Below are 23,927 nucleotides of genomic sequence, written 5' to 3' on the forward strand. Positions count from 1 at the left end.
TCATATCCTTCAGCGAGGCGGCCTTAGCGTCCAGGCCACCTTGCATGCCGGTTACGGCATGTTCTTCATCATCTCCGGGTTCATCGGCATCATGTTGGTGTTCAGATGATGCATGACCCAGAGCGAACCCGAAAGCGCGATGACGACGACAACGATGGTGAAGATCAGCGCCAGCATCGTCCAGCCGCCTTCCGACTTCGAATTCATGTGCAGGAAGTAGACCATGTGGACGACGACCTGCACGGCAGCAAATGCCATGACGATGGCAGCCGTCGCGGCCTTGCTGTCGAGCACATCGGCCATCACAAGCCAGAAGGGGATGGCGGTCAGAATAACCGCCAGCACAAACCCTGTCATGTAGCTCTTGAAGCTGCCATGGGCGGCTTCGTGGCCGTGGCTATGGCCGTGATGCGTGTTGTGCGCGCTTTCCTGCGCCGGTGCATGTGGGTGCGAACTCATCCGATCACTCCGATCAGGTAAACGAGGGAGAAAACGCCGATCCAGATCACGTCAAGGAAATGCCAGAACATCGAAAGGCACATCAGGCGGCGACGGTTAGGCTCGATCAGGCCGTGTTTTGCCACCTGCGCCATCAGCGTCACCAGCCAGATGCAGCCGAAGGTAACGTGCAGGCCATGAGTGCCGACCAGCGTGAAGAAGGCCGACAGGAAGGCCGAACGCTGCGGGCCGGCGCCTTCGTGGATCAGATGGCTGAACTCATAGAGTTCGATCCCGAGGAAGGCAAGGCCGAACAGGCCGGTGATGGCAAGCCAGATCAGCGTGCCGCTCTTGTCGCCCTTTTCCATCCGCAGCATGGCAAAGCCATAGGTGATGGAGGAAAAGAGCAGCATGGCGGTGTTGATCGCCACCAGCTGCAGGTCAAACAGGTCGGCAGGGGCGGGGCCGGCCGCATAATTGCGGCCGAGCACGGCATAGGTGGCGAAGAGGACTGCAAACATCAGGCAGTCGCTCATCAGGTAGATCCAGAAGCCCAGCATTGTGCTGTTTTCCGGATGGTGGTCTTCCGTCAGGTAGAACTGCGGATTCTCTGCCGAAACGGCGGCTTGGTTTTCACTCATGACAATCACGCCTGTTCCGCGAGCTGTTTGGTCCGGGCATTTTCCGTTTCGACAACGGTCTCTGCCGGGATGTAGTAATCGCGCTTGTAGTTGAAGGTATGGGCGATCGAGACGATCACGATACCGGCGAAGGACAGGACAGCCAGCCACCACATGTACCAGATCATGCCGACGGCAAAGGTAACGCTCAAGGCCGACAGGATGACGCCGGTGCCGGTGCCGCGCGGCATGTGGATCGGCTTAAAACCTTCCAGCGGACGCACGTAACCGCGACGCTTCATGTCGTACCAGCTGTCATGGTCATGGACGACAGGGGTGAAGGCATAGTTGTATTCCGGCGGCGGCGACGACGTCGACCATTCGAGCGTGCGGGCATTCCACGGATCGCCGGTCAGGTCGCGCAGTTCCTCGCGCTTCAGGTAGCTGACGACGAGCTGGATGAGGAAGGACGCGATGCCGAGGGCGATAAGGACGGCGCCGAAGGCAGCAATCACGAACCAGATCTGCAGCGAGGGGTCCTCGAAGTGGTTGACGCGGCGGGTCACGCCCATCAGGCCGAGCACGTAGAGCGGCATGAAGGCGAAGTAGAAGCCGACGAGCCAGAACCAGAAGGACATCTTGCCCCAGAACGGATCGAGCTTGTAACCGAAGGCCTTCGGGAACCAGAAGTTCACGCCGGCGAGCAGGCCGAACACCACGCCGCCGATAATGACGTTGTGGAAGTGGGCAATCAGGAACAGCGAGTTGTGCAGCACGAAGTCTGCCGGCGGTACGGCAAGCATCACGCCGGTCATGCCGCCGATGACGAAGGTGACCATGAAGCCGATCGTCCACAGCATCGGCACTTCATAGCGGATGCGGCCGCGATACATCGTAAACAGCCAGTTGAAGATCTTCGCCCCTGTCGGGATGGAGATGATCATCGTGGTGATGCCGAAGAAGGCGTTGACGCTGGCGCCGGAGCCCATCGTGAAGAAGTGGTGCAGCCAGACGAGATAGGACAGGATGGTGATAACGACCGTCGCGTAGACCATCGAGGCATAACCGAACAGGCGCTTGCCGGAGAAGGTCGAGACGATTTCCGAAAAGATGCCGAAGGCCGGCAGGATGAGGATGTAAACCTCCGGGTGGCCCCAGATCCAGATGAGGTTGACATACATCATCGGGTTGCCGCCGAGGTCGTTGGTGAAGAAGTTCGTGCCGGCGTAGCGGTCGAGCGTCAACAGGACGAGGGTGGCGGTCAGGATCGGGAAGGAGGCAACGATCAGCACGTTGGTGCAGAGCGAAGTCCAGGTGAAGATCGGCATCTTCATCATGGTCATGCCCGGCGCGCGCATCTTGACGATGGTGGCGATGAGGTTGATGCCCGAGAGCGTCGTGCCGACACCGGCCACCTGAAGGCCCCAGATGTAATAGTCCACGCCGACGCCTGGCGAATAATCGGCACCTGACAGCGGCGGATAGGCAAGCCATCCCGTACGGGCGAATTCACCGACGAACAGCGACAGCATGATGATGACCGCGCCCGCCGTCGTCATCCAGAACGAAAAATTGTTGAGGAAGGGGAAGGACACGTCGCGAGCGCCGATCTGCAACGGCACGACGAAGTTCATGACACCCGTCACGATCGGCATGGCGAAGAAGAAGATCATGATCACGCCATGGGCGGTGAAGATCTGGTCGTAATGGCTCGGCGGCAGATAGCCTTCATTGGCACCGAAGGCCATGGCCTGCTGCGTGCGCATCATCAAGGCGTCGGCAAAGCCGCGTAGCAGCATGACCAGCGAGAGGATGACATACATGATGCCGATCTTCTTGTGGTCGACGCTGGTGAACCATTCATTCCACAGATATCCCCAGAGGCGGAAATAGCTGATGGCGGCGACGACGGCGATGCCGCCGAGGATCACACCGATGAAGGTGACGAGAAGGATGGGTTCGTGCGTGAAAGCCAGCGAATCCCATGACAACCGCCCGAAAATGAATTCCAACAGGTTACTGTTCGTGAACATGGCAGTTTCCGATACGTCTCAAGCCGGCGATTACGGCTTCGTGTTTGTGTTCAGCTGGTCGGGAGCCACGCCCTGGCCGTCATGGCCTTCGTGGCCGGACATGCCGGGCATGGAAGCGTCGCCGCCGGTTCCGGACTGCGGTGCCGAACCGTTTTCGTTGACGCCCGTTGCGCTTTCGGGGCTTTTTGCGCCGTGACCGGTGGCCGGATAGGTCGCGCCGGGGCCAGCTTCATCGGCCCAGCGGGTATCGTATTGCAGGCGCTCGCGGTTCTCATGGCTATCGGTGCCGGCGCCGCCCATCATGTCGATATGCATCATTTCGTCCTGGCACATCTGGCCGGGACGGACGCAAAGGTTGAGGATGGCCTCATAAAGACCGTTCTCCACCTGGCCGTAGTAGGTGACCGGCGTGCGGGCGCTCGGACGCTCCAGCTTCAGGTAGGTATCGCGGTTGAGGGGAGACCCCTGGCTCTTCACCTGCGAGACCCATTGGTCAAAGCCCTCGTTGCTCACGCCATGAAACTTGAAGCGCATGCCCGAAAAGCCGTCGCCGCTATAGTTGGCGGAGAAGCCATCATAGATGCCTTCCTTGTTCATCACCGCGTGCAGCTTGGTCTGCATGCCGGGCATCGCATAGATCTGGCCGGCAAGGGCGGGGATGTAGAAGGAGTTCATCACGGTGGAACCGGTGATCTTGAACTCGATCGGCCTGTCGATCGGCGCTGCGATCTCGTTGACCGTGGCAATGCCCTGTTCCGGGTAGAGGAACAGCCATTTCCAGTCGAGCGCCACCACTTCGATGGTGATCGGCTTGGTTTCGGGCGTGACCGGACGGGCCGCATCGATGCGATCAAGCGGGCGATAGGGGTCGAGCCTGTGGGTGCTGATCCAGGTGACGGCACCAAGCGCGATGATGATCGCAAGCGGTGCAGCCCAGATGATCACTTCCAGACGTGTGGAGTGATGCCATTCGGGGTCATACTGGGCGCTGGTGTTCGAGCGTCTGTAATGCCAGGCAAAATACAGCGTCAGGCAGATCACCGGAATGATGATCAGCAACATCAGCACCACCGAAATGATGATGAGGTCACGCTGTTGCATGGCGATGTCGCCGGATGGCGACATGACGACGAGATCGCAACCCGAGAGCGCGAGGGGAAGAGCGAGGGCACTAAGCCGGCGAATGAGCTTCATCAATCGTGGCATCTTTCACTTCGAAATTTGCGTTTTGTCACTCTGCGACTAAAGCATGAGAGCAAGGCTCCCTATGAGGTCTTTCGTCGCAGTGCAAAACATTTTCATGCACCGCAACAAGAAACCCGGGAATTGCCCCGGCGATGATACCGGGCCGTGTGAGAAAAGCGTTACACGACCTCGGCATTGGCCAGGTACGGTAAACAATCTGCAACAATATACGGCACTTCAGCCGTTTGGAGCAAATTCTTTGCCATCGGAACGGTACCGGGCTTGATAACAGGCAAATATGCATCATCCTATCTTTTGGGGAGGCGACCATTCGCCGCAAAGGAGGAGACCGCATCATGAGCATTACAAGTAACCCCACATCATCAGAGTTCGAGCGCGACGCCCGTCGCATGCACGATGACAAGCCGTTGTCTCCCGGCAGCATCGCCATTGGCGTGGTCATTGGCCGCATGTCTGAATTCTTCGATTTCTTTGTCTACGGCATTGCCTCGGTTCTGGTTTTCCCGCGGCTCGTTTTTAGCTTCGCCGGCGATCCGGTGACGGCAACGCTGATGTCGTTTGCCGTTTTCTCGCTGGCTTTCCTGGCGCGTCCGGTCGGGTCGCTGTTCTTCATGTGGATCGACCGCACCTATGGGCGTGGTTCCAAGCTCACCATCGCGCTGTTTCTGCTCGGCGGTTCGACGGCTTCGCTCGCCTTCCTGCCGAGCTACGAGTCGATCGGCGTCTGGTCCGTCGGGTTGCTGGCGCTGTTTCGTCTCGGCCAGGGTTTTGCTCTCGGCGGCGCCTGGGACGGCATGGCCTCGCTTCTGGCGCTGAATGCCCCCAAGCAACATCGCGGCTGGTATGCGATGATCCCGCAGCTCGGTGCGCCGATCGGTTTTGCGCTGGCAAGCGCGCTGTTCGGTTATTTTGCCGTCAGCCTCACAGACCAGGATTTCCTCACCTGGGGCTGGCGTTATCCGTTCTTCGTGGCCTTTGCCATCAACGTCGTGGCCCTTTTTGCCCGCCTGCGCATCGTGGCCAGCCGTGAATTCGGCGAACTGTTCGAAACGCTGGAGCTGCAACCGCGCCCGGTGTTCGAAACCATCCGGGTTCATGGCCGTGACATCCTGCTCGGGGCCTTCGTGCCGCTCGCAAGCTTTGCCATGTTCCACCTCGTCACCATCTTCCCGCTGAGCTGGGTCACGCTTTATGGCGGGCAGTCGGCCGGGTCGTTCCTGTTCGTGCAGATCTTCGGTGCGATCGTCGGCATCGGTGCCATCGTTATATCGGGCCTTGCTGCCGACCGCATTGGCCGGCGCAAGCAGCTGATGATCGGGGCCGCCATCATTGCCGTGTTCAGTTTCTCGGCGCCCTTCCTTCTGGATGCAGGCGGCAAGGGGCAGGATGCCTTCATCATCATCGGTTTCGGCATTCTCGGCCTGTCCTTCGGCCAGGCATCGGGTGCCGTCTCCTCGCGTTTTGCCCTGCAGTATCGTTACACCGGCTCGGCGCTGACGTCGGATCTGTCCTGGTTGGTCGGTGCTGGCTTTGCACCTCTGGTCGCGCTCGGTCTTGCCAGCAATTTCGGCATCATCTTCATCGGCGGCTACCTGATTTCAGGCGCGATCTGTACGCTTGCGGCCCTCAGCCTCAGCCGGATTCTTGATTCCTCCGAGCATCAGGCGCCGGCCAACCGCTGACCCGAACCTTTCGGCCGCCGCTCCTCTGCGGAAAGGTTGGCCCATCACGAGAAACCCCGGTCTGCTTGAAAAGGCGGCCGGGGTTTTGTTTTGCCGGCGCGGCGGTTGCTGCCGGCTTGAAGACATGCAAGGCATGCACATCATCGGGAGATCAACGACATGACAGACATCAACGACGCCACCGGAACGAAAGACCTCGCCAACCTTCTCGCGAATGCCATGCGGGATGGCCAGACAATCGGAACCGAAGACCTTGCCGCCCCGGATGTGGCCGGCGCCTATGCCATTCAGGCCGACATCCTGAACCGGCTTGGGGTGGCCGTGCCCGAGGGCTACAAGTTTTCGCTGCGCGATGGCGGGCTCTATGGCGCGCCGCTGATCTTTGTCCGCACGGACCCGAGTGCGCCGTTCTGCACCGGCATCAAGGTGGAAATCGAACTGGCGCTGACACTTGCCAGCGACCTGCCGCCGCGCACAGAACCCTACTCGAGGCAGGATGTGGTGGACGCCATCGAAAGCGTTGCGATCGGCGTCGAACTGGTGCGCAGCCGTTATACACAAGGTCCCGGCAGTTCCCTGCCGCTGCTGTTGTCGGACATGATGAGCAATGCCGGTTATATCGTTGGCCCGGCGCTTGATCGCTCCCTGCTTGCCGAAGGGGCAGACCTTGGCACGCTGCGGCTGATCAATGGCGACACGGTTCTGTTCGAGGACGCGGTGAGGCATCCCGATGGTGATCCGCTGGCAGCCTTCATTGCTGCCGCCAATGGCGGTTTGCCGATGGGCGGCTTTTTGAAAAAGGGCCATGTGGTGACGACAGGCACGCTCTGCGGCGCCCCCCTGATCCCGGCAGCCTCCGCCTTTACCGCAAGCCTTGGCGGCCAGGAACTGACGGTGCAACTGACTGCCTGATGGAAACGGCGACGGCAGAAGGCGCCTGCAGGTGTGCGGGCGCCTTCTGCCGTTGATCGGGCGGTGGATCTGGCCGACAGGGTGTCAGGCCGCCTTGCGCTGGCGGGGCGCCGTGGTCTTGGGTGCCTTTGCGACCTTCGGCTTGGCAGTTTTTGGCTTTGCGACGGCAAGCGGCACGAGGCTGATGATTTCCTCGGCAAACTGGCGGGCGTTTTCACGCGCCTTGTCGAGATTGCTGACCCGCTCGGGTTCCATCGTATGCAGTGTGCCGCCGGTGACGAACATGTCGCGATAGGCGGCGCGTTCGATGAGGGCGGTTTCCAGCACATGCACCTGCTTTTCGGCCAGCAGCGCCTTCACCGCCGTCAGCGCACGGGTGGTGATGATGGAATTGATGCGTGTCAGCACCACGGAATGGGGAATGCGGATCTCGCACTGGATCGCCAGTTCCTGGAGGATGTTGAGAACCTGCGCGCCGCCCACGGCATCCATGGCGCAACCTTGTACCGGGATCATCACGCGATCTGACAGGCCAATCGCCTTGGCCAGCAGCGGCGAGACGCCACCGGCGACATCGATGATGACATAGTCCATCTTCTTCGACAGCGCCTTCACGTCGCGTTCGATGGTCTCCTCGGAGATATCGGAGACGACGGTGAATTTGGCCGGCGTGTCCGCCAAACCGTGCCAGCGGGTGATCCACTGTTGCGGATCGGTATCGAGAATGGCGACGCGGTGCCCGCGTTCGGCAAGTTCTGCGGCAAGAATGAGAGCGACCGTGGTCTTGCCGGCGCCTCCCTTGGTATTTGCAAATGTGATCGTAGCCATGGCTAACCTCAAGGTGGAAAAATGGGCCTCATTCTGCTGCGAGGGCGCGCTCTTCTGGCTTTTTCTGGGTGATGGACGTTCGCAGAGATGATGTGTCACATTCGCTGATAAAGCTTGCGTCACGCTGTCCTGCAGTGCCCGGAACCCCGCATTTGCGGGCTTTTTCAGAATTTTTTGCGTTGCACGCTGCGTCGTCCGTTTTCAATGCCCCTGACGGCTTTGTTTCGCGCCATCCTGGCAGATGTCGGCCACCGTGACGGGGCGGGAAACCTTTCGGGCGCCCGCGAGTTGAACAGGCAATCCCTCCCGCAGAAGGCTTTATCCGTGTCTGAATTCCTGTTCGGCCCTGTTCTTTCCCCGTCGCAAACCCGGTTTCGCTTCTGGTCTCCCAATCATGAAATCATCCGGCTGAAGATCGGTGAGCAGATGCTGGACATGGAGCCCGCAGGTGACGGCTGGCATGAACGCTCGGTCGAAGGTGCAGGTGCCGGCACGAAATATGCCTTTGTCCTGCCCGATGGTCTCGCCGTTCCAGATCCCGCATCGCGCCATCAGGCAGACGATGTCCATGGCGCAAGCGAGGTGATCGATCTCGAAACCTATGCCTGGCGCCATCCAGACTGGCGCGGCCGGCCCATCGAGGAACTGGTCATCTATGAGATGCATATCGGGGCATTTACCCCTGAAGGCACGTTCCTTTCCGCGATGAAGCGGCTGGATCATCTGGCCGATCTGGGTGTGACTGCCTTGCAGATCATGCCGATCAGCGATTTTCCGGGCACCTATGGCTGGGGTTACGACGGCGTGCTGCCCTATGCGCCCGAAAGCAGCTATGGCCGGCCGGAAGACCTGATGGCGCTGATCGATGCCGCCCATGAGCGCGGCATCTGCGTGCTGCTCGATGTCGTCTACAACCATTTCGGGCCTGACGGGAATTACCTGCCGGCCTATGCGCCGATCTTTACCGAACATCACAAGACCCCGTGGGGCAGCGGCATCAATTACGATGGCGAGGCATCCCGTGCGGTGCGCGAATTCGTCATCGAAAACGCCATCTACTGGGTGCGCAATTTCCGGTTCGATGGCCTGCGCCTCGATGCCGTCCATGCCATCAAGGACGATACGCGCGAACACCTGCTGCATGAACTGGCGCGCCGGGTGCGTGCCGAAGCAGGTGATCGCCATGTACATCTGGTCGTCGAGAACGAGGATAACAACAGCGACCTGCTGCGCCGCAACGCGCAAGGGCGGCCGGTGCATTTTTCCGCCCAGTGGAACGACGATATCCACCACGTGCTGCATATCGCGGCAACCGGCGAAGACTTTGGTTATTATCAGGATTATGCCGGTGATCCGGCAAAGATTGGCCGGGCGCTTGCCGAAGGCTTCGTTTTCCAGGGCGAACACATGGCCTATCGCGGCGAAGCGCGTGGCATGCCAAGCCGCCACCTGCCGCCCACCGCCTTCATCTCGTTCATCCAGAACCACGACCAGATCGGCAATCGCGCGCTGGGTGATCGTATGATCGTCTCGCAGCCCAAGGAGGCCATGAAGGCGGTGGCCGCCGTCTATCTGCTTTCCCCGCAACTGCCCATGCTGTTCATGGGCGAGGAATGGGGCGCGCGCGAACCCTTTCCCTTCTTCTGCGATTTTGATGAGGAATTGAACGAGAAGGTGCGCAAGGGCCGGCGTGAGGAAATGTCGCGCCTGCCGGGTTTCGACGCAGACGACCTGCCGGACCCGACGGCGCGCAAAACCTTCGAAAGCGCCAAGCTGGACTGGACAAAACTGTCAGAGCCGGACGCCGAGGAGATGCTGGGGTTTTACCGCACGCTGATCGGGCTGAGGCGCCAGCATGTCGTGCCGCTGCTCGGCGCTTCCGCCGGCGCTGCCGCCCGTTTTGAGCTGGAGAGCGATGGCCTGCTGGTTGAATGGGTCTTCGGGGGCAAGCGCCTGCAATTGCAGGCAAACCTCACGGCGCGATCCTGCCGCGTTCCGCTGCCGGCGTCCGGCGAGGTGATCTATCGTTTCGGCCATATCGATGCGGGTGAGGCAGCACCCTGGTCGCTGGTGTGGAGCTTGGCTGATGGCTAACAAGACCTCCGTTGCAAAATTCGATATCAGGGCGTCGCCGCTCGACACGCTGGCGCGCCAGCACGGCATCGAATTCACGCGGCCCGATCCCGATGGCAGCGAAGTCGCGATCTCCACCGAGACGAAGCGCAAGATCCTGTCCGCCCTCAACGTGACGGTGGAAGGCGAGACGCTCGCATCGCAGCAGCCCGTCTGCTTCCTGCCGGAAGTGTTGTCACGGGACCGCGTCTGGGGGCTGACATTGCAACTCTACGAAATGCGGTCGAAGCGCAACTGGGGGATCGGAGATTTTGCCGATCTGCGCGCCGTCTGCGGCCTTGCCGGGCGTCTCGGTGCCGATTTCATCGGGCTCAACCCTCTGCATGCGCCCTTCATGGCAGAGCCCGCCCGCTGCAGCCCTTATGAACCCTCCAGCCGCCAATGGCTGAACCCGCTTTATATCGCGGTTGATCAGGTGCCCGGCTTTGAGCCGCGCCGCGACCTCGACAAGGCGTTGCAAAAACTGCGGCAGTCAAAACTTGTCTGTTATCCCGAGGTGGCAGCGGTCAAGCTGCGTGAACTGCGGCTTTTGTGGCAGGCATGGCGGCAGGCGAATAGCATAACCGGCTCCTACACCGTCTCGGCATTTGAAAGCTTTCGGGAAAAATCCGGCGAGAGCCTGCGCCTCCACGCCCTGTTTGAGGTGATCTCGGCAGACATGGTGTCGCGTGGCCTGTCTGCGGGCTGGCGCGATTGGCCAGAGGAGATGCAGGCGCCGGATAATCCGGCCGTGACGAGCTTTGCCCAGTCGCGGCTGGACGAGGTGGAGTTTCAAATGTGGCTGCAATGGGTCGCGCATGTGCAGCTCTCCGATGTGGTGGGGGCCGCCGAACAGGCAGGCCTGCGCATCGGGCTTTATCTCGATCTTGCGGTTGGCGAAGCGCTGGATGGTTCGGCCACCTGGAGCGAACCGGAGATTTACGTCTCTTCGGCAAGCATTGGCGGTCCGCCGGATCCGTGGGCGGTTGATGGGCAGGACTGGCGTCTTGCTGCCTTCCTGCCGTCAAAAATTGCTTCAGGCGATCCGTCCCCCTACCGGCGGATGGTGGATGCGGCAATGCGTTATGCCGGTGCCGTCAGGATCGACCATGCCGCCGCGCTGGCGCGGCTGTTTCTTGTGCCCTTCGATGGCACGCCCGCCGAGGGGGCCTATGTCGCATATCCGAAAGACGATCTGCTGGAGGTGCTGGCTGATGCCTCGCATGATCATCATTGCCTGCTGATCGGCGAGGATCTTGGCAATCTTCCAGAAGGGCTGCGTGAGGATCTGACCCGCTCGGCGCTTCTCTCCTACCGCATCTTTTCCTATGAGCGGAATGAGCAGGGTTTTGTTGCCGCCGAAGATTATCCGACCCTGTCGCTTGCCTGCGTTTCCACCCATGACCACCAGACGCTGGGCGGCTGGTGGTCCGGTGCCGATATCAAGGCCCGCGCCGACCATGGCCTTGTGCCGCAGAAAACGGCAAAGCTCGATCTCAAGGCCCGCGTCACGGAAAAAGCCGATCTCGTGCGCGCGCTGGAAGCCGAGGGGCTTGCCGCTCCGGAAGCCGGCAATCGCACGCTGAAGGATGCGGACCTCGAACTGCTGGTGCTCTCGTTGCATCGGTTTCTCGCCCGCACGCCCGCCATGCTTCTTGCCGTGCGGCTGGCGGACCTGACCCGGGAAAAGCAGCCGACCAACATTCCCGGCACCAGCGAAAGCCACCCCAACTGGCGCCCGAAACTGTCGGTCGAGGTGGACGATCTCGAGGATGTCGACCTTCTCCTTTCGGTCACCGCGGCTCTCCGCGAAGAGCGGCCGAGGACGAAGACTGGAGGCCGCTAGAGCAATTCCAGCAAAAGTGCGAAGCGGTTTTGCGTTCGGAATTGCGCGAAAACAAAGAGATAGAGCATTAAAGGCAACTTTGTTTTCACCGGCAATGCTCTAACGTCTGTCAGATGGCTTGCTGAACCGGCGCTTCGGTGTCAGTCGGAGCAAGCGTGGCAAAGGCCTTCGCCTTGATAAAGGCATCGCCGATGCCGATCAGAACCGGATTTTCGTAGCCAATCTCAGCCATGGCGGAGGGCATGTCGACGAGCTTGCCGACCCAGCGCCGTTCTTCCTCACGCGCAATGGCGCTGACGATGACGGCGGGTGTTTCCTTGGCCATGCCGTTCTCGCACAGTTTCGCGGTAATGGCGGATGCCGTGCGCCCACCCATGTAAAAGACGGTGGTGACCGTGGGGTCGGCAAGTTTTGACCAGTCGAGATCGGAGGGCAGTTCGCCCTTGCGCGAGTGGCCGGTCACGAAACGCACCGATTGGGCGTGGTCGCGATGGGTGAGCGACACACCGAGCCGGGCGGCCATGGCCGTGGCGGAGGTAACGCCGGGAACGATTTCGACGGGAATGCCTTCCTTTTCGAGGCTCTCGATCTCCTCGCCGGCGCGACCGAAAATCATCGGGTCGCCGGATTTGAGCCGCACCACGCGCTTGCCGCTCTTGGCAAGGGCAATCATCGTTGCGTTGATATCTTCCTGCTTGCAGCTTTCCCGGCCGCCGCGCTTGCCCACCAGCATGCGTTTTGCCTCGCGCCGCGCCAGTTCCAGCACATCTGCGGACACCAGGTCGTCGAAGAGAATAACGTCGGCCGCCTGCAGCGCGCGCACGGCCTTCAGCGTCAGCAGTTCCGCATCGCCGGGGCCGGCGCCGACAAGCGTAACGCGGCCAACCGGCTGTTCACCGTTGCCATGGGTAATGCGCCCGGCATCGGCCACCAGCGTGGCAGCGGTTGTTTCGCTCGGGGCCTCACGAAACACCCGGTCGACAAACCCTTCCCAGAAGCTGCGCCGTTCCGTGCCGGGCTTTAGCTTTTCGTTGATCGCCTCGCGAATGTTCTGGGCAATTTCGGCCCAGGCTTTTAGCGCCGGCGGCAGAAGCGTTTCGATGCGACGGCGGATGGCCTGCGCCAGAATGGGGGCGGCGCCATCGGTGGAAATGGCAATCACCACCGGGGACCGGTTGACGATGGAGCCGAACTGGAACTGACAGAAGGCGGGCTTGTCGATAACGTTGACGGGCACGCCGGCGGCCTTGGCGGCACAATAAAACGCCTTCGCCTCCTCGTCCGTCTCGCAATCACCGAGCGCCATTGCCGCATTTTCGAAGATATTGATGTGCCAGGGATGGTCGTGAAGCACCATGCGCGGCACATCGCGTGCCGCTTGCTCGGCAATCATGCCTGAAAATGTATCGGAAAGGTCATGTCGAGGACAGAAAACATGCACTGTGGCACCGCAGGCAACCAGCAGTTCGGCTTTCCAGGCCGCGCCATCGGAGCCGCCTGCCAGCACAACGCGCTTGTCGGCAAGGTTGAAGAACACCGGCAGCTTCGCCAAGGGCTCCATGCGGGCCGGCGTCGAGCGGCGACTGTCGTTCTTCAGCGGCTGCAGGGCTTGCATCACCGTACTCCCGGTATCGTGGTTCATCCTGCCGATAATCTGCGGCAGATATCTGATCAACTATGCATGTTTCGTGCCACTTACACGGGTTCTCGCGCAAGGAATAATCCTTCAAAAAACCGGGCGGGCGTGGAAAATGCCGATTGTTCTTCGCGCTCTCAGGGCTTCGGCCTTCAATTTGGCGTTGAAGCGCCAGAATTTCCTCGACAGGGGCAGGCGTTCGCAGTAATCGCTTAAACGATTAATCATTGGCAGTTTCCCGATGCGCAGCGAAAAACCGAAATTGGCCATGATTGCTGAAACGCTGAGCGTTTCCGTCGCCACCGTGTCCAATGCGCTCTCCGGCAAGGGACGGGTGTCACCGGAACTTGCAGACCGCATCCGTGAGACGGCGCGGGATCTCTCCTATGTGCCAAGCATGGCGGGCAGGGCGCTGCGCACCGGCAGAAGCGGCGTTCTCGGGCTTGTCCTGCCCGATATCGCCAATCCGCTGTTTCCGCAGATCGCGCAGGCCATCGAACAGGCCGCTTCCACCGCCGGCTACGGGGTGCTGATCGGCGATTCACGCGGCCATACCGGCGTGCAGACCGAAGCAATCGACCGGCTGATCGACCGCGGGGTTGATGGCATGGTGGTGATCCCGCGCCGTGGCACGCGCATTTCCGATATCGGCTGCCCCGTCGCCGTCATCGATACGCCCTCGACCCCCGGCAATACCGTCTCATCCGATCATTGGGATGGCGGGCGCCAGATGGGCGCGCATCTGTGCGGGCTTGGTCATCGCAAGGTGCTGATCCTTGCCGGAAGCCCCCAGTCCACGGTGCAGAACGATCGGGTCGGCGGGTTAAAGAGTGGCCTTGGACCGGATGCCAAGGTTGAGGTGGTCTGGCTCGAAAAGCTGGCGCCGCCCGATGTGCCGGGCCGTCCGCTCGGTCTTGCCGCCTGCGTTGGCCAGGGGTTCACAGCTTTTGCGGCGTTGTCGGATCTGACGGCCGTTCGCGCGCTGACCGAATTGCAGGGTGCCGGCATTGCCGTGCCGGACCAGGCAAGCGTTGCCGGGTTTGACGATCTCATCTGGTCCTCGGTGGTGACGCCATCGCTGACCACGCTGCGTATGGACATGGCCGAGATCGCGCGGCTTGCCGTCGCAGCGCTCACAGCCGTCATAGAAGGACTGCCGCGCGGACGCGTGGCGGCCTCCGGCACGGTCACGGCCGAACGGCCGAGCGTGCCGATGATGCTGGTGGTTCGCCAATCGACCGGCCCCTGCCGCAGCCTGTTGCCCGACATGGCGGAAGGGGCGGGGCAATGACGATGGCCGTTTCGTTCAGGGCGGGCCTGCCCACCCATCGCAACATTCGTAATCCTGGCCTTGCAAAGCTGTGCGCCAGCCCCATTTCCGCCTTGCTTCAGGCGTTTGGTGAACGGGATGGACAGACGCTGATAACAGGCGTTCGCCCGGAAGCCCCAGACATGAAATTAGAGATGACCGGCCATGTTCCGATAGCGGCGGAACAGGTCCGTCAGCCGCGCGTGATGTGCCTGGTCTCAGGTCCTTTCCAGGTCGTTGCGCGCGGCGAATTTTCAAAGCCGATCCTTTCCAGCCACAGCTGCGCCTCTTCCGGCCGCGCCCTTTTCAGGAGGGCGTGATGGGCGTCTGGGTCGATACCGACATGGGTTTTGACGATATCGCCGCCATTCTGGTGGCAAACCATGGCCGTGAACCGGTCGATGGGGTGTCGCTGGTTTTCGGCAATGCCGGACTGGGGCAGGTCGAGCGCAATGCCTGCGGCGCAAGCATGGCCTTTGACTGGTCCTTTCCGCTCTTTCGGGGGCGTTCTGCTCCCGTGCTCGGCCGTCTGGAGACGGCAGAAAGCATCCTCGGCGATCACGGAATGCCAAGTGCGGGCAAGCGCCTGCCCGAGGTTTCTGTGGTCCTGCACGCCGAGGATGCCTTTTCGGCACTATGCCATTGGCTTCAGAACAAGGACGATGACGCAACGCCGCGCCGCATCCTGGCGCTCGGGCCGCTCACCAATCTGGCAGCGCTTGCTCTTGCCCGGCCGGATCTGGCCGCCCGGATCGATGACATCGTCTGGATGGGCGGCGGCGTCACCACGGGCAATCACACGGCATCGGCGGAATTTAATGCCTTTGCCGATCCCGAAGCGCTGGCCATCGTGCTCTCGCATGGCCTGCCGCTGCGCATGGTCGATCTCGATCTCTGCCGCAAGGTTCTGGCAGGTCCTGCCGATGTCGTGCCGGTGCGGGAGGCGGGCGGGCGGAATGCCAGCCTGATTGCCGATCTTCTGGCCGGTTTCATCGACATCGCCATCCAGCGCGGCCGCCCGGCCATGTCGCTTTATGATGCGGTGGCTGCCGTCGCCTTTATCCGTGACGATCTCGTCACCTGGCGCCGCGCAAGGCTCGATGTGGAGCTTTGCGGCACCCATACACGCGGCCGCACCGTGGTCGAGACCCGCGACGGACGCGCTCCGTTCAACGCCGTTTATGCCGTCGACATCGATGCGGCCGCCGCGCGAAAACTCATACTCGACATTCTTAAAAGTGAAGCATCCCGATGACCCGTCCCTTCGAACTCTTCGATCTCAACCTGCCGGAACTGCGCCGCCGCGCCGTGCAGGCCGCGCGTGGAGACGTGCCGTTCGATGTTCTCGTGAAGGGTGGAACGCTGGTGGATGTGGTGACGGGCGAACTTCGCGCCGCAGATATCGGCATTGTCGGGCCGATGATTGCAAGCGTTCATGCGCCGGGCAGCCGCACCGATGCCGCAACCCTCATCAATGCCGCCGGCGCCTTCCTGTCGCCGGGTCTCATCGATACGCATATGCACATCGAAAGCTCGATGGTGACGCCCGCCGGTTATGCGCAGGCCGTGGTGCCGCGCGGCGTAACGACCGTGGTCTGGGATCCGCATGAGTTCGGCAATGTGCTGGGTCTGGCCGGCGTTAACTGGGCAGCCGACGCGGTGATCGACCTGCCGCTGCGGGTCATCCTGCTCGCCCCGTCCTCGGTTCCCTCGGCGCCGGGTCTTGAGCTTGCCGGGGCTGATTTCGGGCCGGATGTGCTGCAGAGCCTGCTGGCGCGACCGGATATCGCCGGCATTGCGGAAATGATGAACATGCGCGGCATTATCGAAGGCGATCAGCGCATGGAGGGTATTATTCAGGCGGGGCTGGAGACCGGCAAGTTGATCTGCGGCCATGCCCGCAGCCTCTCCGGCCCCGCTCTGCAGGCCTTCATCACCGCCGGCGTCACCTCGGATCATGAGCTGGTATCCGGTGCCGATCTCCTCGAAAAGCTGCGCGCCGGCCTCACCATCGAGCTTCGCGGCAGCCATGATCACCTGCTGCCGGAATTCGTCGAGGCGCTGAATACGCTCGGCCACCTGCCGCAAACCGTAACGCTCTGCACCGACGATGTGTTTCCCGACGATCTCCACTCAGCCGGCGGTCTGGATGATGTGGTGCGCCGTCTTGTGCGTTACGGCATGAAGCCGCAATGGGCGCTGCAGGCGGCAACCATCAACGGCGCGCGCCGGCTTGGCCGGCCGGATCTCGGGTTGATCGCGCCCGGCCGTCGCGCCGATCTGGTGCTGTTTGAGGATCTGGACAGTTTCGAGGCCCGCCGCGTGCTGGTCTCCGGACGCGAAGTCGCCGCCGGTGGCGCGCTGCTGTCGCCGCCTTCTGCCACCGAAACGGTGACGCTTGGCGATACGATGAAGCTGTCAGCCCTGACTGCCGATGATTTTCGTATTCCGGCCACGGGCTCTTCCGCCCGCATCGCCACCATCGATCGGCCCCGCTTCACGCAATGGGGCGAAACATCCGCCGAGATTGCTGAGGGCCATGTGGTGGTGCCTGAGGATACGACGCTGATTGCCGTCATCCATCGTCATGGCCTTGCACCCGCCACACCGCGCATCGGTTTCCTCACCGGCTGGGGCAACTGGCGCGGCGCCTTTGCCACCACCGTCTCGCATGACAGCCACAATCTGACGGTGTTCGGCAAGGACCCGGAGGATATGGCCGCCGCTGCCAATGCGGTGATTGCCGCACGCGGCGGGCTGGCCGTTGCGGCAGGCGGCGTGGTGAAGGCGGTGCTGCCGCTGCCGCTTGCGGGCCTTGTGGCCGACGGCAGCGTTACGGAAATTGCGACAGGCTTTGCAGCCATCAAGGCAGAGATGGACCGTATCGTCGACTGGCAGCCGCCTTATCTGGTGTTCAAGGCCTGTTTTGGCGCAACGCTTGCCTGTAATGCCGGCCCCCACCAGACCGATCTCGGCATCGCCGATGTCACAACCGGAACACTTCTGGAAAGCCCCATCCTCGAAACGGCCTGACCTCATCGGACCGTTTTGGTGCGCGCAAAAGGCTCGCAGTTGATTTTGCTCAATGCGCGCGGGTCTTCGGCACGCCAGATTTTCCCATTGCAAATTGCCTGCCGATGGCAGCGCATCTGCAGGCGCAGGAAGGGGTTGCCCCTCGAAGGGAAGGTTCATGGTTTCCGGTTACCGGGTTGCCGATATCACGACATCACAAGTGGACCGCGCCTTTGCGCTGGTGCATGCCGCCGATGCGCACGCCGAACTTTCCACCTGGCGGCGCACCTGCGAGGACGTGATTGCCGCACAGCGGGAGGGCCGAGCTTTCGATCGCCTGATGGTGTGCGAAAATGCCAATGGATACCTGAAAGGCCTTTGCCTTGTGCATCGCCGTGACACGCCGGACGAGCACCTGCTCGACGTGCCTCTTTATGTGGTGATGGCGGTCGTGGACGAGGAGGGCGTTCGCCAGACCCTCTCAGAACACCTGCAGAAACTGGCCATTGAGACCGGCTGCCAGTTGATGCCGATCCCGGAATGAGCGCTTGCGCGGCCTTCAGGACGTGCTGGTTTCTGCCGTGAAAATGTAACCGACGCCGCGCACCGAACGGATCAGCACCGGATGTGTCGGGTTGGTCTCGATCTTCTTGCGCAGGCGCGCAATCTGCGCATCGATGGCACGGTCGAACGCTTCCATCTGGCGCCCGCGGGTCTGGTCCATCAGCATGTCGCGCGTCAACACCCGGCCGGCATTGCGGATCATCACCGTCAGCATGTCGAATTCGCCGGTGGTCAGATCCACTTCCTCGTCATTGGGGTTGAGCAGCCGGCGCCGGCTGATCTCCAGGCGCCAGCCGTCGAAGGCAAACACCTGTCCGATCTCGACCTGCGGCGCTTCCACCGGCCGGCGACGGCGCAGGATGCTGCGTACCCGCGCCAGCACTTCGCGCAGGTGAAAGGGTTTTGGAATGTAATCGTCGGCGCCCACTTCCAGGCCGATGATGCGGTCCACTACATCGTCGCGCCCGGTCAGCATGACGATCGGCACGTCTGACGTTGCGCGCACTTCGCGGGCCAGCGCCAGGCCATCTTCGCTATTGGGCAGCACCAGATCGAGCAGGATGAGGTCGATTGTGTAATCGGCGAGCGCCTTGCGCATCGAAACGCCGTCAGAAGCGCCGGTGACGAGAAAGCCTTCATCCTCGAAATAACGGGTCACCATCTGGCGGATACGCGGATCATCATCGACGATGAGGATACGCTCGGCCCGCCGCTCGAGTTTCGTCATGCTTTGCTCGACTGCTTTAAACGCTGTTACAGACTGTTACACATTTCAACCCACCGTAACATGCCCGGCATCCTTCTGTCACCGCTCCCCGCCATAGTTTGGCCATCAGGACAGAGGGACGCACAATGCTTTCGACGGGCTCAAACGCACATTCCAATTTCGCCGCCGTAGCGATGATGAAACCGCAGCTGGAGACGCTTGACGAACTGTTTGCCGCCGTACCGCGTGAGACGCTGGATGTCGGCGCCGGCCTGTTCTGGGAAGGGGATCGTGCCCAGCACATCTTCGAGGTGTCTGAAGGTGTCCTGAGGATTTTCAAGATCATAGGCGATGGGCGTCGTGTCATTACCGGCTTTCTTTATGCCGGTGACATGGTGGGGCTGACATTGCGTGATGTCTATCTCTACAGCGCCGAAGCGGTCACGCCGGTCAAGGTTCGTCGTCTCACCAAGAAGGCTTTTCAGGATGCCGTCGAGTATTCTCCGGAACTTCGCCCGCGGCTTTTTGCCCTGATGTGCGACGAAATGGCAGCCGCCCAGGACCAGATGGTGCTTCTGTCGCGCAAGAGCGCCGAGGAGCGGGTGTGCAGTTTTCTGATGCTGACGGTCCGGCGCATGCAGGGCGACCGGCAGCTTGGCCGCACGGTACAGTTGCCGATGAGCCGGCAGGACATGGCCGACTATCTTGGCCTCACCATCGAGACCGTCTCGCGCACCATCACCAAGCTGATTGCACGCGGTGTGATCGTCCCCAATGGCCGCCACGCGTTCGATATCGCCAAGCCCGCAAAACTGCTTGCGCTGTGCGGCGATGGCGATAGTTATGAGGAAATCGGCGAGCGTGGCGCAAAGACCAGGCAGGCCGTCTGGCCGCATTGAACGTGGCCCCGTGCAATCGCTTTGACTGTTAGGGTTTTCTATGGGTGAGAAGGTCAATGCCGGGCAGACATTCGATGTATCGAGCCTGTTGTCGCTTCTTGGTCCGATCAATGTCATCGCGCATGATGCCGAAGGGCTGATCTCCCATTGGAGTGCCGGCAGTTCCGGCCTGTTCGGCTGGAGCGCCGAGGAGGTGGAGGGGCTCGACATACTGGCGCTGTTGCAGCCTTCACCCCCGATTGTACTGGCCGATATTGTCGCCGTTATCCGCGCCGAGGGTGCCTTCAAGGGCAATCTGGAATATCGCCATAAGGACGGCCATACGATTTCGGTTCTCAGCCGCTGGGTGATGGCGGATGTGGCCGATGGCAAAGGCCCGCTGGTCGTCCAGATCAACGAGGATTTTCGCGCCGCAGCCACTATCCAGGAAAATCTTGCGGTGCGCGAGGCGCATTTCCGTTCGATCCTGCAGACCGTGCCGGAAGCCATGGTCGTCATTGACGAGGCCGGCATCATCACCTCGTTTTCCTCCACGGCGGAAGACCTGTTCGGTTATGACGCAGAGGAGGTGGAGGGACGCAATGTGTCTACCCTCATGCCATCGCCCGACAGGGATGGCCATGATGGTTACATCCGCCATTACATGACCACCGGCCAGCGCCGCATCATCGGCATCGGGCGTGTGGTCAAAGGGCTGCGCAAGGACGGCTCGACATTTCCGATGGAGCTTGCCGTTGGTGAGGCGGTATCCAATGGCAAGCGCATCTTTACCGGCTTCATACGCGACTTGACCAGCCGCCATCGCATCGAGGAAGAACTGCGCCAGGCGCAGAAGATGGAAGCCATCGGCCAGCTGACCGGCGGGCTTGCGCATGACTTCAACAATCTCCTGACGATCATCAGCGGCAATCTGGAAATGCTGGAGATGAAGCTGCAGGATCCGAAGGCGCTGACGCTTTTGAAGGAAGCGCAAGGCGCAACCGATGACGGCGCCAAGCTGACGGGGCAGCTGCTGGCCTTCGGCCGGCGCCAGCCGCTCAACCCCCGCATGACGGATCTCGGCCAGATGGTGTCGAGCTTTTCAGAGCTTATCCGCCGCACCATCGGCGACCGCATCGAGTTGCGCACGACCATTCGCGGGGGGGGCAACGAGGCGCTGGTCGACGGGTCGCAGTTGCAGAATGCGCTGCTCAACCTCACGCTCAACGCCCGCGATGCCATGCCAAGGGGCGGTCAGCTCACCATCGAGGTCAGCCGCGTCCATCTCGACATGGATTATGCGCAGATGTATCCGCAGGTCCGCGCCGGCGATTATATTCTGGTTGCCGTCACCGATACGGGAACCGGCATGACCGATGAGGTGAAGCAGCGCGCTTTTGAGCCGTTTTTTACCACGAAATCGACCGGCGCCGGAACCGGGCTTGGCCTCAGCATGGTCTATGGTTTCGTGCGCCAGTCCGGTGGACATGTCCAGATCTACAGCGAACAGGGCCAGGGCACCAGCATCAGGCTTTTCCTGCCCAGCGTCGTCGATGCGTCGGCGCTACGACCGGGCGAGGAGCGTATGGCGGCTCTGGCGGATATTCCCGGCGGCAGCGAAACCATTCTGGTCGTGGAGGATGATCCGCGCGTGCGCCGGGTTGCCGTCGCGCGACTGGAAAACACAGGCTACACGGTGCATCAGGCCGGAAACGGCATCGAGGCGCTGGCCGTTCTTGACGCACATCCGGAAGTGGCGTTGCTGTTTACCGATATCGCCATGCCCGGCATGTCGGGCGATCAGCTGGCAAAAGTGGTGCGCGAGCGGCGCCCGGATATCCGCATCCTCTTCACCTCGGGTTATGCCGAACCGGACATTGCCGGCAAGCAGCTGGCGGCCGATGGAAGCTGGCTGAAAAAACCCTATACGGCGCGCGACCTTGCGGTGCAGTTGCGCCTGTTGTTGGATTGATTTCAAGCGCTATCGGCAACCGTTTATCGCCCGGAAGGCCGGTTCCCCCGCCGTTGAACGACGTGGGGAGCGGATGCGGCTTTCAGCTTGCCCGCGCAACGGGCCGGGCGGTTTGCGGCGAAAGGCGTGACAGCTGGGCCGCAATGTCCGACGGTGCCATGGAGCGGCCATAAAGATAGCCCTGGCCGCAATCGCATCCCATCATCTTCAGGGTGATTTCCTGTTCCACCGTCTCGATGCCTTCGGCAATCGTGATCACGCCGATGTCCTTGCTCAGTAAGATCAAGGCGCGCGTGATGGCGGCATCCCGCTGCTTGGTGATGAGATCGCGCACAAACCCCTTGTCGATCTTCAGCGTGGTGATCGGGTAGCGTTGCAGCGTGCCGAGAGAGGCATAGCCGGTGCCAAAATCGTCAAACGCAATGCCGACGCCCAGTTCACGCAACTCGCTGATCACCTTGAACGACTGGTCGCCATCCTGAAGCGTGGCCGTCTCGGTAATCTCAAGCTCGAGGATGGCGGGAGCGATGTCATAACGCTTGAGCAGTTCCGCCACTTCGGAGGCAAGGTTGGCGCAACGGATCTGGGACGGGAAAAGATTGACGCTCATCTTGACCAGAGGCAGGCCGCTTGCGGCCCATTCGGCCAGCTGCCGGAGAGCCTCGTTCAGCACCCACCAGCCGACATCGACGCTCAAGGCGCTCTGCTCCAGCATCGGCAGGAATTCGACAGGCGGCAGCAGGCCGCGTTCGGGATGTTGCCAGCGGATCAGGGCTTCCATGCCGCAAAGGCTGCCATCGCGCAGGTTGACCTGGGGCTGGTATTGCAGAACGAATTCGCGTTTGGTCAACGCCCGCAACAGGTCGCGCTGCACGGCGCGCCGGTTCTGCGCGACGGCCTGAAGCGAGGCATCGAAAGCCACCGCTTTATGTATATCGGAGCGCTTGGCGTGTAACAGGGCAAAATCGGCCTGGGCCACAAGCTCTTCCGGGTCGGCCTGATCTGCGACAATAGCATAACCGACACTGCCAATAACCCGCAGCCGGTGACCATTGATCATGAACGGGGTTCCCAGCGCATCCAGCAATTGCGCGGCCAACGCATCGACCGTGTCGCCGGTCACGTGTTGCGGCAGAAGGATGGCGAAGCGGTGTGTGCCAATTCGCGCCAGCGCCATATCCAGGCCAAGCGGCAGGCTGGTGCGGATGACAATGCTCTGCACGAGCGTATCGTGGATCTGTGGTCCGAGATGATCGTTGATGTCACGCAGACCCTCGATGTCGAGCATGAGGACCGCGCCGACATTCCCGTCTTCGCATTGCTCGCGCAGCAGTTCTTCAAAGCCATGGCTGTTATGGAGCCCGGTCAAGGTGTCGTGATTGGCGAGACGCAGCAGACGCGCCTGGCGGCTGTGTCGTTCGGATATATCGGCAACGGCAGCACCCAGATGCCGGCCCTCGTTGGTGTCCCACGCGGTCAGCACGACCTCGAGGGGGAATTCGTGCCCATCGCGATGGCAGGCCCGGATTTCGAAGGCCTTGCCGCTCAACTCGTCGGGGCTGAGGTTCATCATGCCCGAGAGAATGTGCTGGCATTCTTCCCGCAGGCGTTCCGGGATCAGGAGCATGGACGACAGGCCCATCAGTTCATCGCGACTGTAACCAAACAGCCGCAGGGCTGCGTCGTTGATGAAATCGACCACTCCGGTGGCGTTGATTGAGAAAAGCGGATGGTGTGTGGCATTGGCAAAGCCTGCGGCATTCGAGATCGCGGCCTCGGCCAGATCAATGTCGGCGTGCGTTTCCCGCTGCCCGTTCATCACCTTCAGCATCGTTTCCTCTGTCTCGGAACGGGGTGGGTGTTTGTCGATCGGGCCGAAGGATGACGGCAGTGACGCCTGCAGGCGGACCTCCGGAGCAGACGATGTCGCAGCCGTGGAAGCCTTCGGCTGCTCTTGTCCCATCGATGTTCCGGCCACAACCGCCGACGCAGCACATGGGCGAGCGCCCTGCACGGCGATCGTCGCACTGGGTCCCTCGCACGGCGCGAGGCCATGTCGCGGCGAGAGGGCGGAGGTGTCCACATCAAGGTTAAGTTGCATCATGGCTCCGCGGGAACGACCATGGGTGGGTCAAACGTATTGTGCTAATACTTAATGATTTATAAACGAGGT

Annotated in this window: 20 protein-coding genes; 11 read left to right on the plus strand and 9 right to left on the minus strand. The window is 61.4% G+C overall.

The genetic code is table 11. The features are described from left to right. Positions 1 to 51: 51 nt before the first annotated feature. The 4 genes from cyoD to cyoA are packed head-to-tail and all read right to left on the minus strand — an operon-like array spanning position 52 to position 4,297. Positions 52 to 459: a cytochrome o ubiquinol oxidase subunit IV gene (gene cyoD, locus AC4CWH_RS00450; protein WP_491283660.1), complete on the minus strand. Its 408-nt coding sequence runs from the start codon at positions 457 to 459 to the stop codon at positions 52 to 54. Then, positions 456 to 1,079 carry a cytochrome o ubiquinol oxidase subunit III gene (gene cyoC / locus AC4CWH_RS00455; protein WP_491283661.1) on the minus strand — a complete coding sequence of 208 codons (624 nt, stop codon included), beginning with the start codon at positions 1,077 to 1,079 and terminating at the stop codon, positions 456 to 458. Before cyoC ends, cyoD begins: the two co-directional genes overlap by 4 nt. A gap of 5 nt (positions 1,080 to 1,084) precedes the next feature. After that, positions 1,085 to 3,091: a cytochrome o ubiquinol oxidase subunit I gene (gene cyoB, locus AC4CWH_RS00460; protein ID WP_491283662.1), complete on the minus strand. Its 2,007-nt coding sequence runs from the start codon at positions 3,089 to 3,091 to the stop codon at positions 1,085 to 1,087. A 30-nt stretch (positions 3,092 to 3,121) separates the two neighbouring features. Continuing rightward, positions 3,122 to 4,297 carry a ubiquinol oxidase subunit II gene (cyoA, locus tag AC4CWH_RS00465; RefSeq protein ID WP_491319936.1) on the minus strand — a complete coding sequence of 392 codons (1,176 nt, stop codon included), beginning with the start codon at positions 4,295 to 4,297 and terminating at the stop codon, positions 3,122 to 3,124. Between the two features lie 335 nt (positions 4,298 to 4,632). On the opposite strand from cyoA, the gene AC4CWH_RS00470 reads away from it, so the two are divergent. Both AC4CWH_RS00470 and AC4CWH_RS00475 read left to right on the plus strand, forming a co-directional pair. Further along, positions 4,633 to 5,979: an MFS transporter gene (locus AC4CWH_RS00470; protein WP_491283664.1), complete on the plus strand. Its 1,347-nt coding sequence runs from the start codon at positions 4,633 to 4,635 to the stop codon at positions 5,977 to 5,979. A 159-nt stretch (positions 5,980 to 6,138) separates the two neighbouring features. Continuing rightward, the gene (locus tag AC4CWH_RS00475) at positions 6,139 to 6,891 is read left to right on the plus strand and encodes a hypothetical protein (protein WP_491319937.1); all 753 of its coding nucleotides are present in this window, start codon (positions 6,139 to 6,141) and stop codon (positions 6,889 to 6,891) included. 84 nt (positions 6,892 to 6,975) lie between these two features. Here AC4CWH_RS00475 and AC4CWH_RS00480 read toward each other — a convergent pair whose 3' ends face one another. Beyond that, a complete protein-coding gene (locus AC4CWH_RS00480; protein WP_491319938.1) occupies positions 6,976 to 7,719 on the minus strand; it encodes an AAA family ATPase in 744 nt (247 codons plus the stop codon). 324 nt (positions 7,720 to 8,043) lie between these two features. On the opposite strand from AC4CWH_RS00480, the gene treZ reads away from it, so the two are divergent. Then, a complete protein-coding gene (treZ, locus tag AC4CWH_RS00485) occupies positions 8,044 to 9,813 on the plus strand; it encodes a malto-oligosyltrehalose trehalohydrolase (protein ID WP_491319939.1) in 1,770 nt (589 codons plus the stop codon). 25 nt (positions 9,814 to 9,838) lie between these two features. Beyond that, positions 9,839 to 11,677, plus strand: coding sequence for a 4-alpha-glucanotransferase (malQ, locus tag AC4CWH_RS00490; protein ID WP_491321316.1), 1,839 nt, complete (start codon positions 9,839 to 9,841; stop codon positions 11,675 to 11,677). 109 nt (positions 11,678 to 11,786) lie between these two features. Here malQ and cysG read toward each other — a convergent pair whose 3' ends face one another. Together cysG and AC4CWH_RS00500 are read right to left on the minus strand one after the other, a co-directional pair. Beyond that, positions 11,787 to 13,292, minus strand: coding sequence for a siroheme synthase CysG (gene cysG / locus AC4CWH_RS00495; protein WP_491319940.1), 1,506 nt, complete (start codon positions 13,290 to 13,292; stop codon positions 11,787 to 11,789). A gap of 111 nt (positions 13,293 to 13,403) precedes the next feature. Continuing rightward, the gene (locus tag AC4CWH_RS00500) at positions 13,404 to 13,583 is read right to left on the minus strand and encodes a hypothetical protein (protein ID WP_491321481.1); all 180 of its coding nucleotides are present in this window, start codon (positions 13,581 to 13,583) and stop codon (positions 13,404 to 13,406) included. On the opposite strand from AC4CWH_RS00500, the gene AC4CWH_RS00505 reads away from it, so the two are divergent. From AC4CWH_RS00505 to AC4CWH_RS00525, 5 genes are all read left to right on the plus strand, one after another. Next, a complete protein-coding gene (locus AC4CWH_RS00505; RefSeq protein WP_491319941.1) occupies positions 13,555 to 14,604 on the plus strand; it encodes a LacI family DNA-binding transcriptional regulator in 1,050 nt (349 codons plus the stop codon). The two genes, AC4CWH_RS00500 and AC4CWH_RS00505, sit on opposite strands and share 29 nt — an antisense overlap. Continuing rightward, positions 14,601 to 14,942, plus strand: a complete 342-nt coding sequence (locus AC4CWH_RS00510) for a hypothetical protein (RefSeq protein ID WP_491319942.1) — start codon at positions 14,601 to 14,603, stop codon at positions 14,940 to 14,942. Before AC4CWH_RS00505 ends, AC4CWH_RS00510 begins: the two co-directional genes overlap by 4 nt. Further along, a complete protein-coding gene (locus tag AC4CWH_RS00515) occupies positions 14,942 to 15,877 on the plus strand; it encodes a nucleoside hydrolase (protein WP_491319943.1) in 936 nt (311 codons plus the stop codon). The genes AC4CWH_RS00510 and AC4CWH_RS00515 overlap by 1 nt, the downstream gene beginning before the upstream one ends. Continuing rightward, the gene (locus AC4CWH_RS00520) at positions 15,874 to 17,655 is read left to right on the plus strand and encodes an adenine deaminase (RefSeq protein ID WP_491319944.1); all 1,782 of its coding nucleotides are present in this window, start codon (positions 15,874 to 15,876) and stop codon (positions 17,653 to 17,655) included. Before AC4CWH_RS00515 ends, AC4CWH_RS00520 begins: the two co-directional genes overlap by 4 nt. A 157-nt stretch (positions 17,656 to 17,812) precedes the next feature. After that, positions 17,813 to 18,178, plus strand: a complete 366-nt coding sequence (locus AC4CWH_RS00525) for a hypothetical protein (RefSeq protein WP_491319945.1) — start codon at positions 17,813 to 17,815, stop codon at positions 18,176 to 18,178. Between the two features lie 15 nt (positions 18,179 to 18,193). On the opposite strand, the gene AC4CWH_RS00530 is transcribed toward AC4CWH_RS00525, so the two are convergent. Then, positions 18,194 to 18,925 carry a response regulator gene (locus tag AC4CWH_RS00530; protein WP_491283675.1) on the minus strand — a complete coding sequence of 244 codons (732 nt, stop codon included), beginning with the start codon at positions 18,923 to 18,925 and terminating at the stop codon, positions 18,194 to 18,196. Between the two features lie 125 nt (positions 18,926 to 19,050). Between AC4CWH_RS00530 and AC4CWH_RS00535 the strand changes: the two genes are divergently transcribed. Beyond that, on the plus strand, positions 19,051 to 19,803 hold the full coding sequence (locus AC4CWH_RS00535) for a Crp/Fnr family transcriptional regulator (RefSeq protein ID WP_491319946.1): 753 nt from the start codon (positions 19,051 to 19,053) through the stop codon (positions 19,801 to 19,803). Positions 19,804 to 19,843: 40 nt separating this feature from the next. Continuing rightward, positions 19,844 to 21,754, plus strand: a complete 1,911-nt coding sequence (locus AC4CWH_RS00540) for a hybrid sensor histidine kinase/response regulator (protein WP_491319947.1) — start codon at positions 19,844 to 19,846, stop codon at positions 21,752 to 21,754. 82 nt (positions 21,755 to 21,836) lie between these two features. On the opposite strand, the gene AC4CWH_RS00545 is transcribed toward AC4CWH_RS00540, so the two are convergent. After that, entirely contained in the window at positions 21,837 to 23,717 is a 1,881-nt protein-coding gene (locus tag AC4CWH_RS00545) for a putative bifunctional diguanylate cyclase/phosphodiesterase (RefSeq protein ID WP_491319948.1), read from the minus strand. Positions 23,718 to 23,927 lie beyond the last annotated feature (210 nt).

This window comes from Neorhizobium sp. PAMB6716 (assembly GCF_058242805.1).

Bases quoted from the DNA above. Each gene is read 5' to 3' on its own strand.
- AC4CWH_RS00505 (WP_491319941.1), top strand. From the start codon at position 13,555: ATGCGCAGCGAAAAACCGAAATTGGCCATGATTGCTGAAACGCTGAGC.
- cysG (WP_491319940.1), bottom strand. From the start codon at position 13,292: ATGCAAGCCCTGCAGCCGCTGAAGAACGACAGTCGCCGCTCGACGCCG.
- AC4CWH_RS00530 (WP_491283675.1), bottom strand. From the start codon at position 18,925: ATGACGAAACTCGAGCGGCGGGCCGAGCGTATCCTCATCGTCGATGAT.
- AC4CWH_RS00480 (WP_491319938.1), bottom strand. From the start codon at position 7,719: ATGGCTACGATCACATTTGCAAATACCAAGGGAGGCGCCGGCAAGACC.
- AC4CWH_RS00515 (WP_491319943.1), top strand. From the start codon at position 14,942: ATGGGCGTCTGGGTCGATACCGACATGGGTTTTGACGATATCGCCGCC.
- AC4CWH_RS00545 (WP_491319948.1), bottom strand. From the start codon at position 23,717: ATGGGACAAGAGCAGCCGAAGGCTTCCACGGCTGCGACATCGTCTGCT.
- cyoA (WP_491319936.1), bottom strand. From the start codon at position 4,297: ATGCCACGATTGATGAAGCTCATTCGCCGGCTTAGTGCCCTCGCTCTT.
- cyoB (WP_491283662.1), bottom strand. From the start codon at position 3,091: ATGTTCACGAACAGTAACCTGTTGGAATTCATTTTCGGGCGGTTGTCA.
- cyoC (WP_491283661.1), bottom strand. From the start codon at position 1,079: ATGAGTGAAAACCAAGCCGCCGTTTCGGCAGAGAATCCGCAGTTCTAC.
- AC4CWH_RS00500 (WP_491321481.1), bottom strand. From the start codon at position 13,583: ATGGCCAATTTCGGTTTTTCGCTGCGCATCGGGAAACTGCCAATGATT.
- AC4CWH_RS00475 (WP_491319937.1), top strand. From the start codon at position 6,139: ATGACAGACATCAACGACGCCACCGGAACGAAAGACCTCGCCAACCTT.
- cyoD (WP_491283660.1), bottom strand. From the start codon at position 459: ATGAGTTCGCACCCACATGCACCGGCGCAGGAAAGCGCGCACAACACG.
- AC4CWH_RS00470 (WP_491283664.1), top strand. From the start codon at position 4,633: ATGAGCATTACAAGTAACCCCACATCATCAGAGTTCGAGCGCGACGCC.
- AC4CWH_RS00520 (WP_491319944.1), top strand. From the start codon at position 15,874: ATGACCCGTCCCTTCGAACTCTTCGATCTCAACCTGCCGGAACTGCGC.
- AC4CWH_RS00540 (WP_491319947.1), top strand. From the start codon at position 19,844: ATGGGTGAGAAGGTCAATGCCGGGCAGACATTCGATGTATCGAGCCTG.
- AC4CWH_RS00535 (WP_491319946.1), top strand. From the start codon at position 19,051: ATGCTTTCGACGGGCTCAAACGCACATTCCAATTTCGCCGCCGTAGCG.
- AC4CWH_RS00510 (WP_491319942.1), top strand. From the start codon at position 14,601: ATGACGATGGCCGTTTCGTTCAGGGCGGGCCTGCCCACCCATCGCAAC.
- AC4CWH_RS00525 (WP_491319945.1), top strand. From the start codon at position 17,813: ATGGTTTCCGGTTACCGGGTTGCCGATATCACGACATCACAAGTGGAC.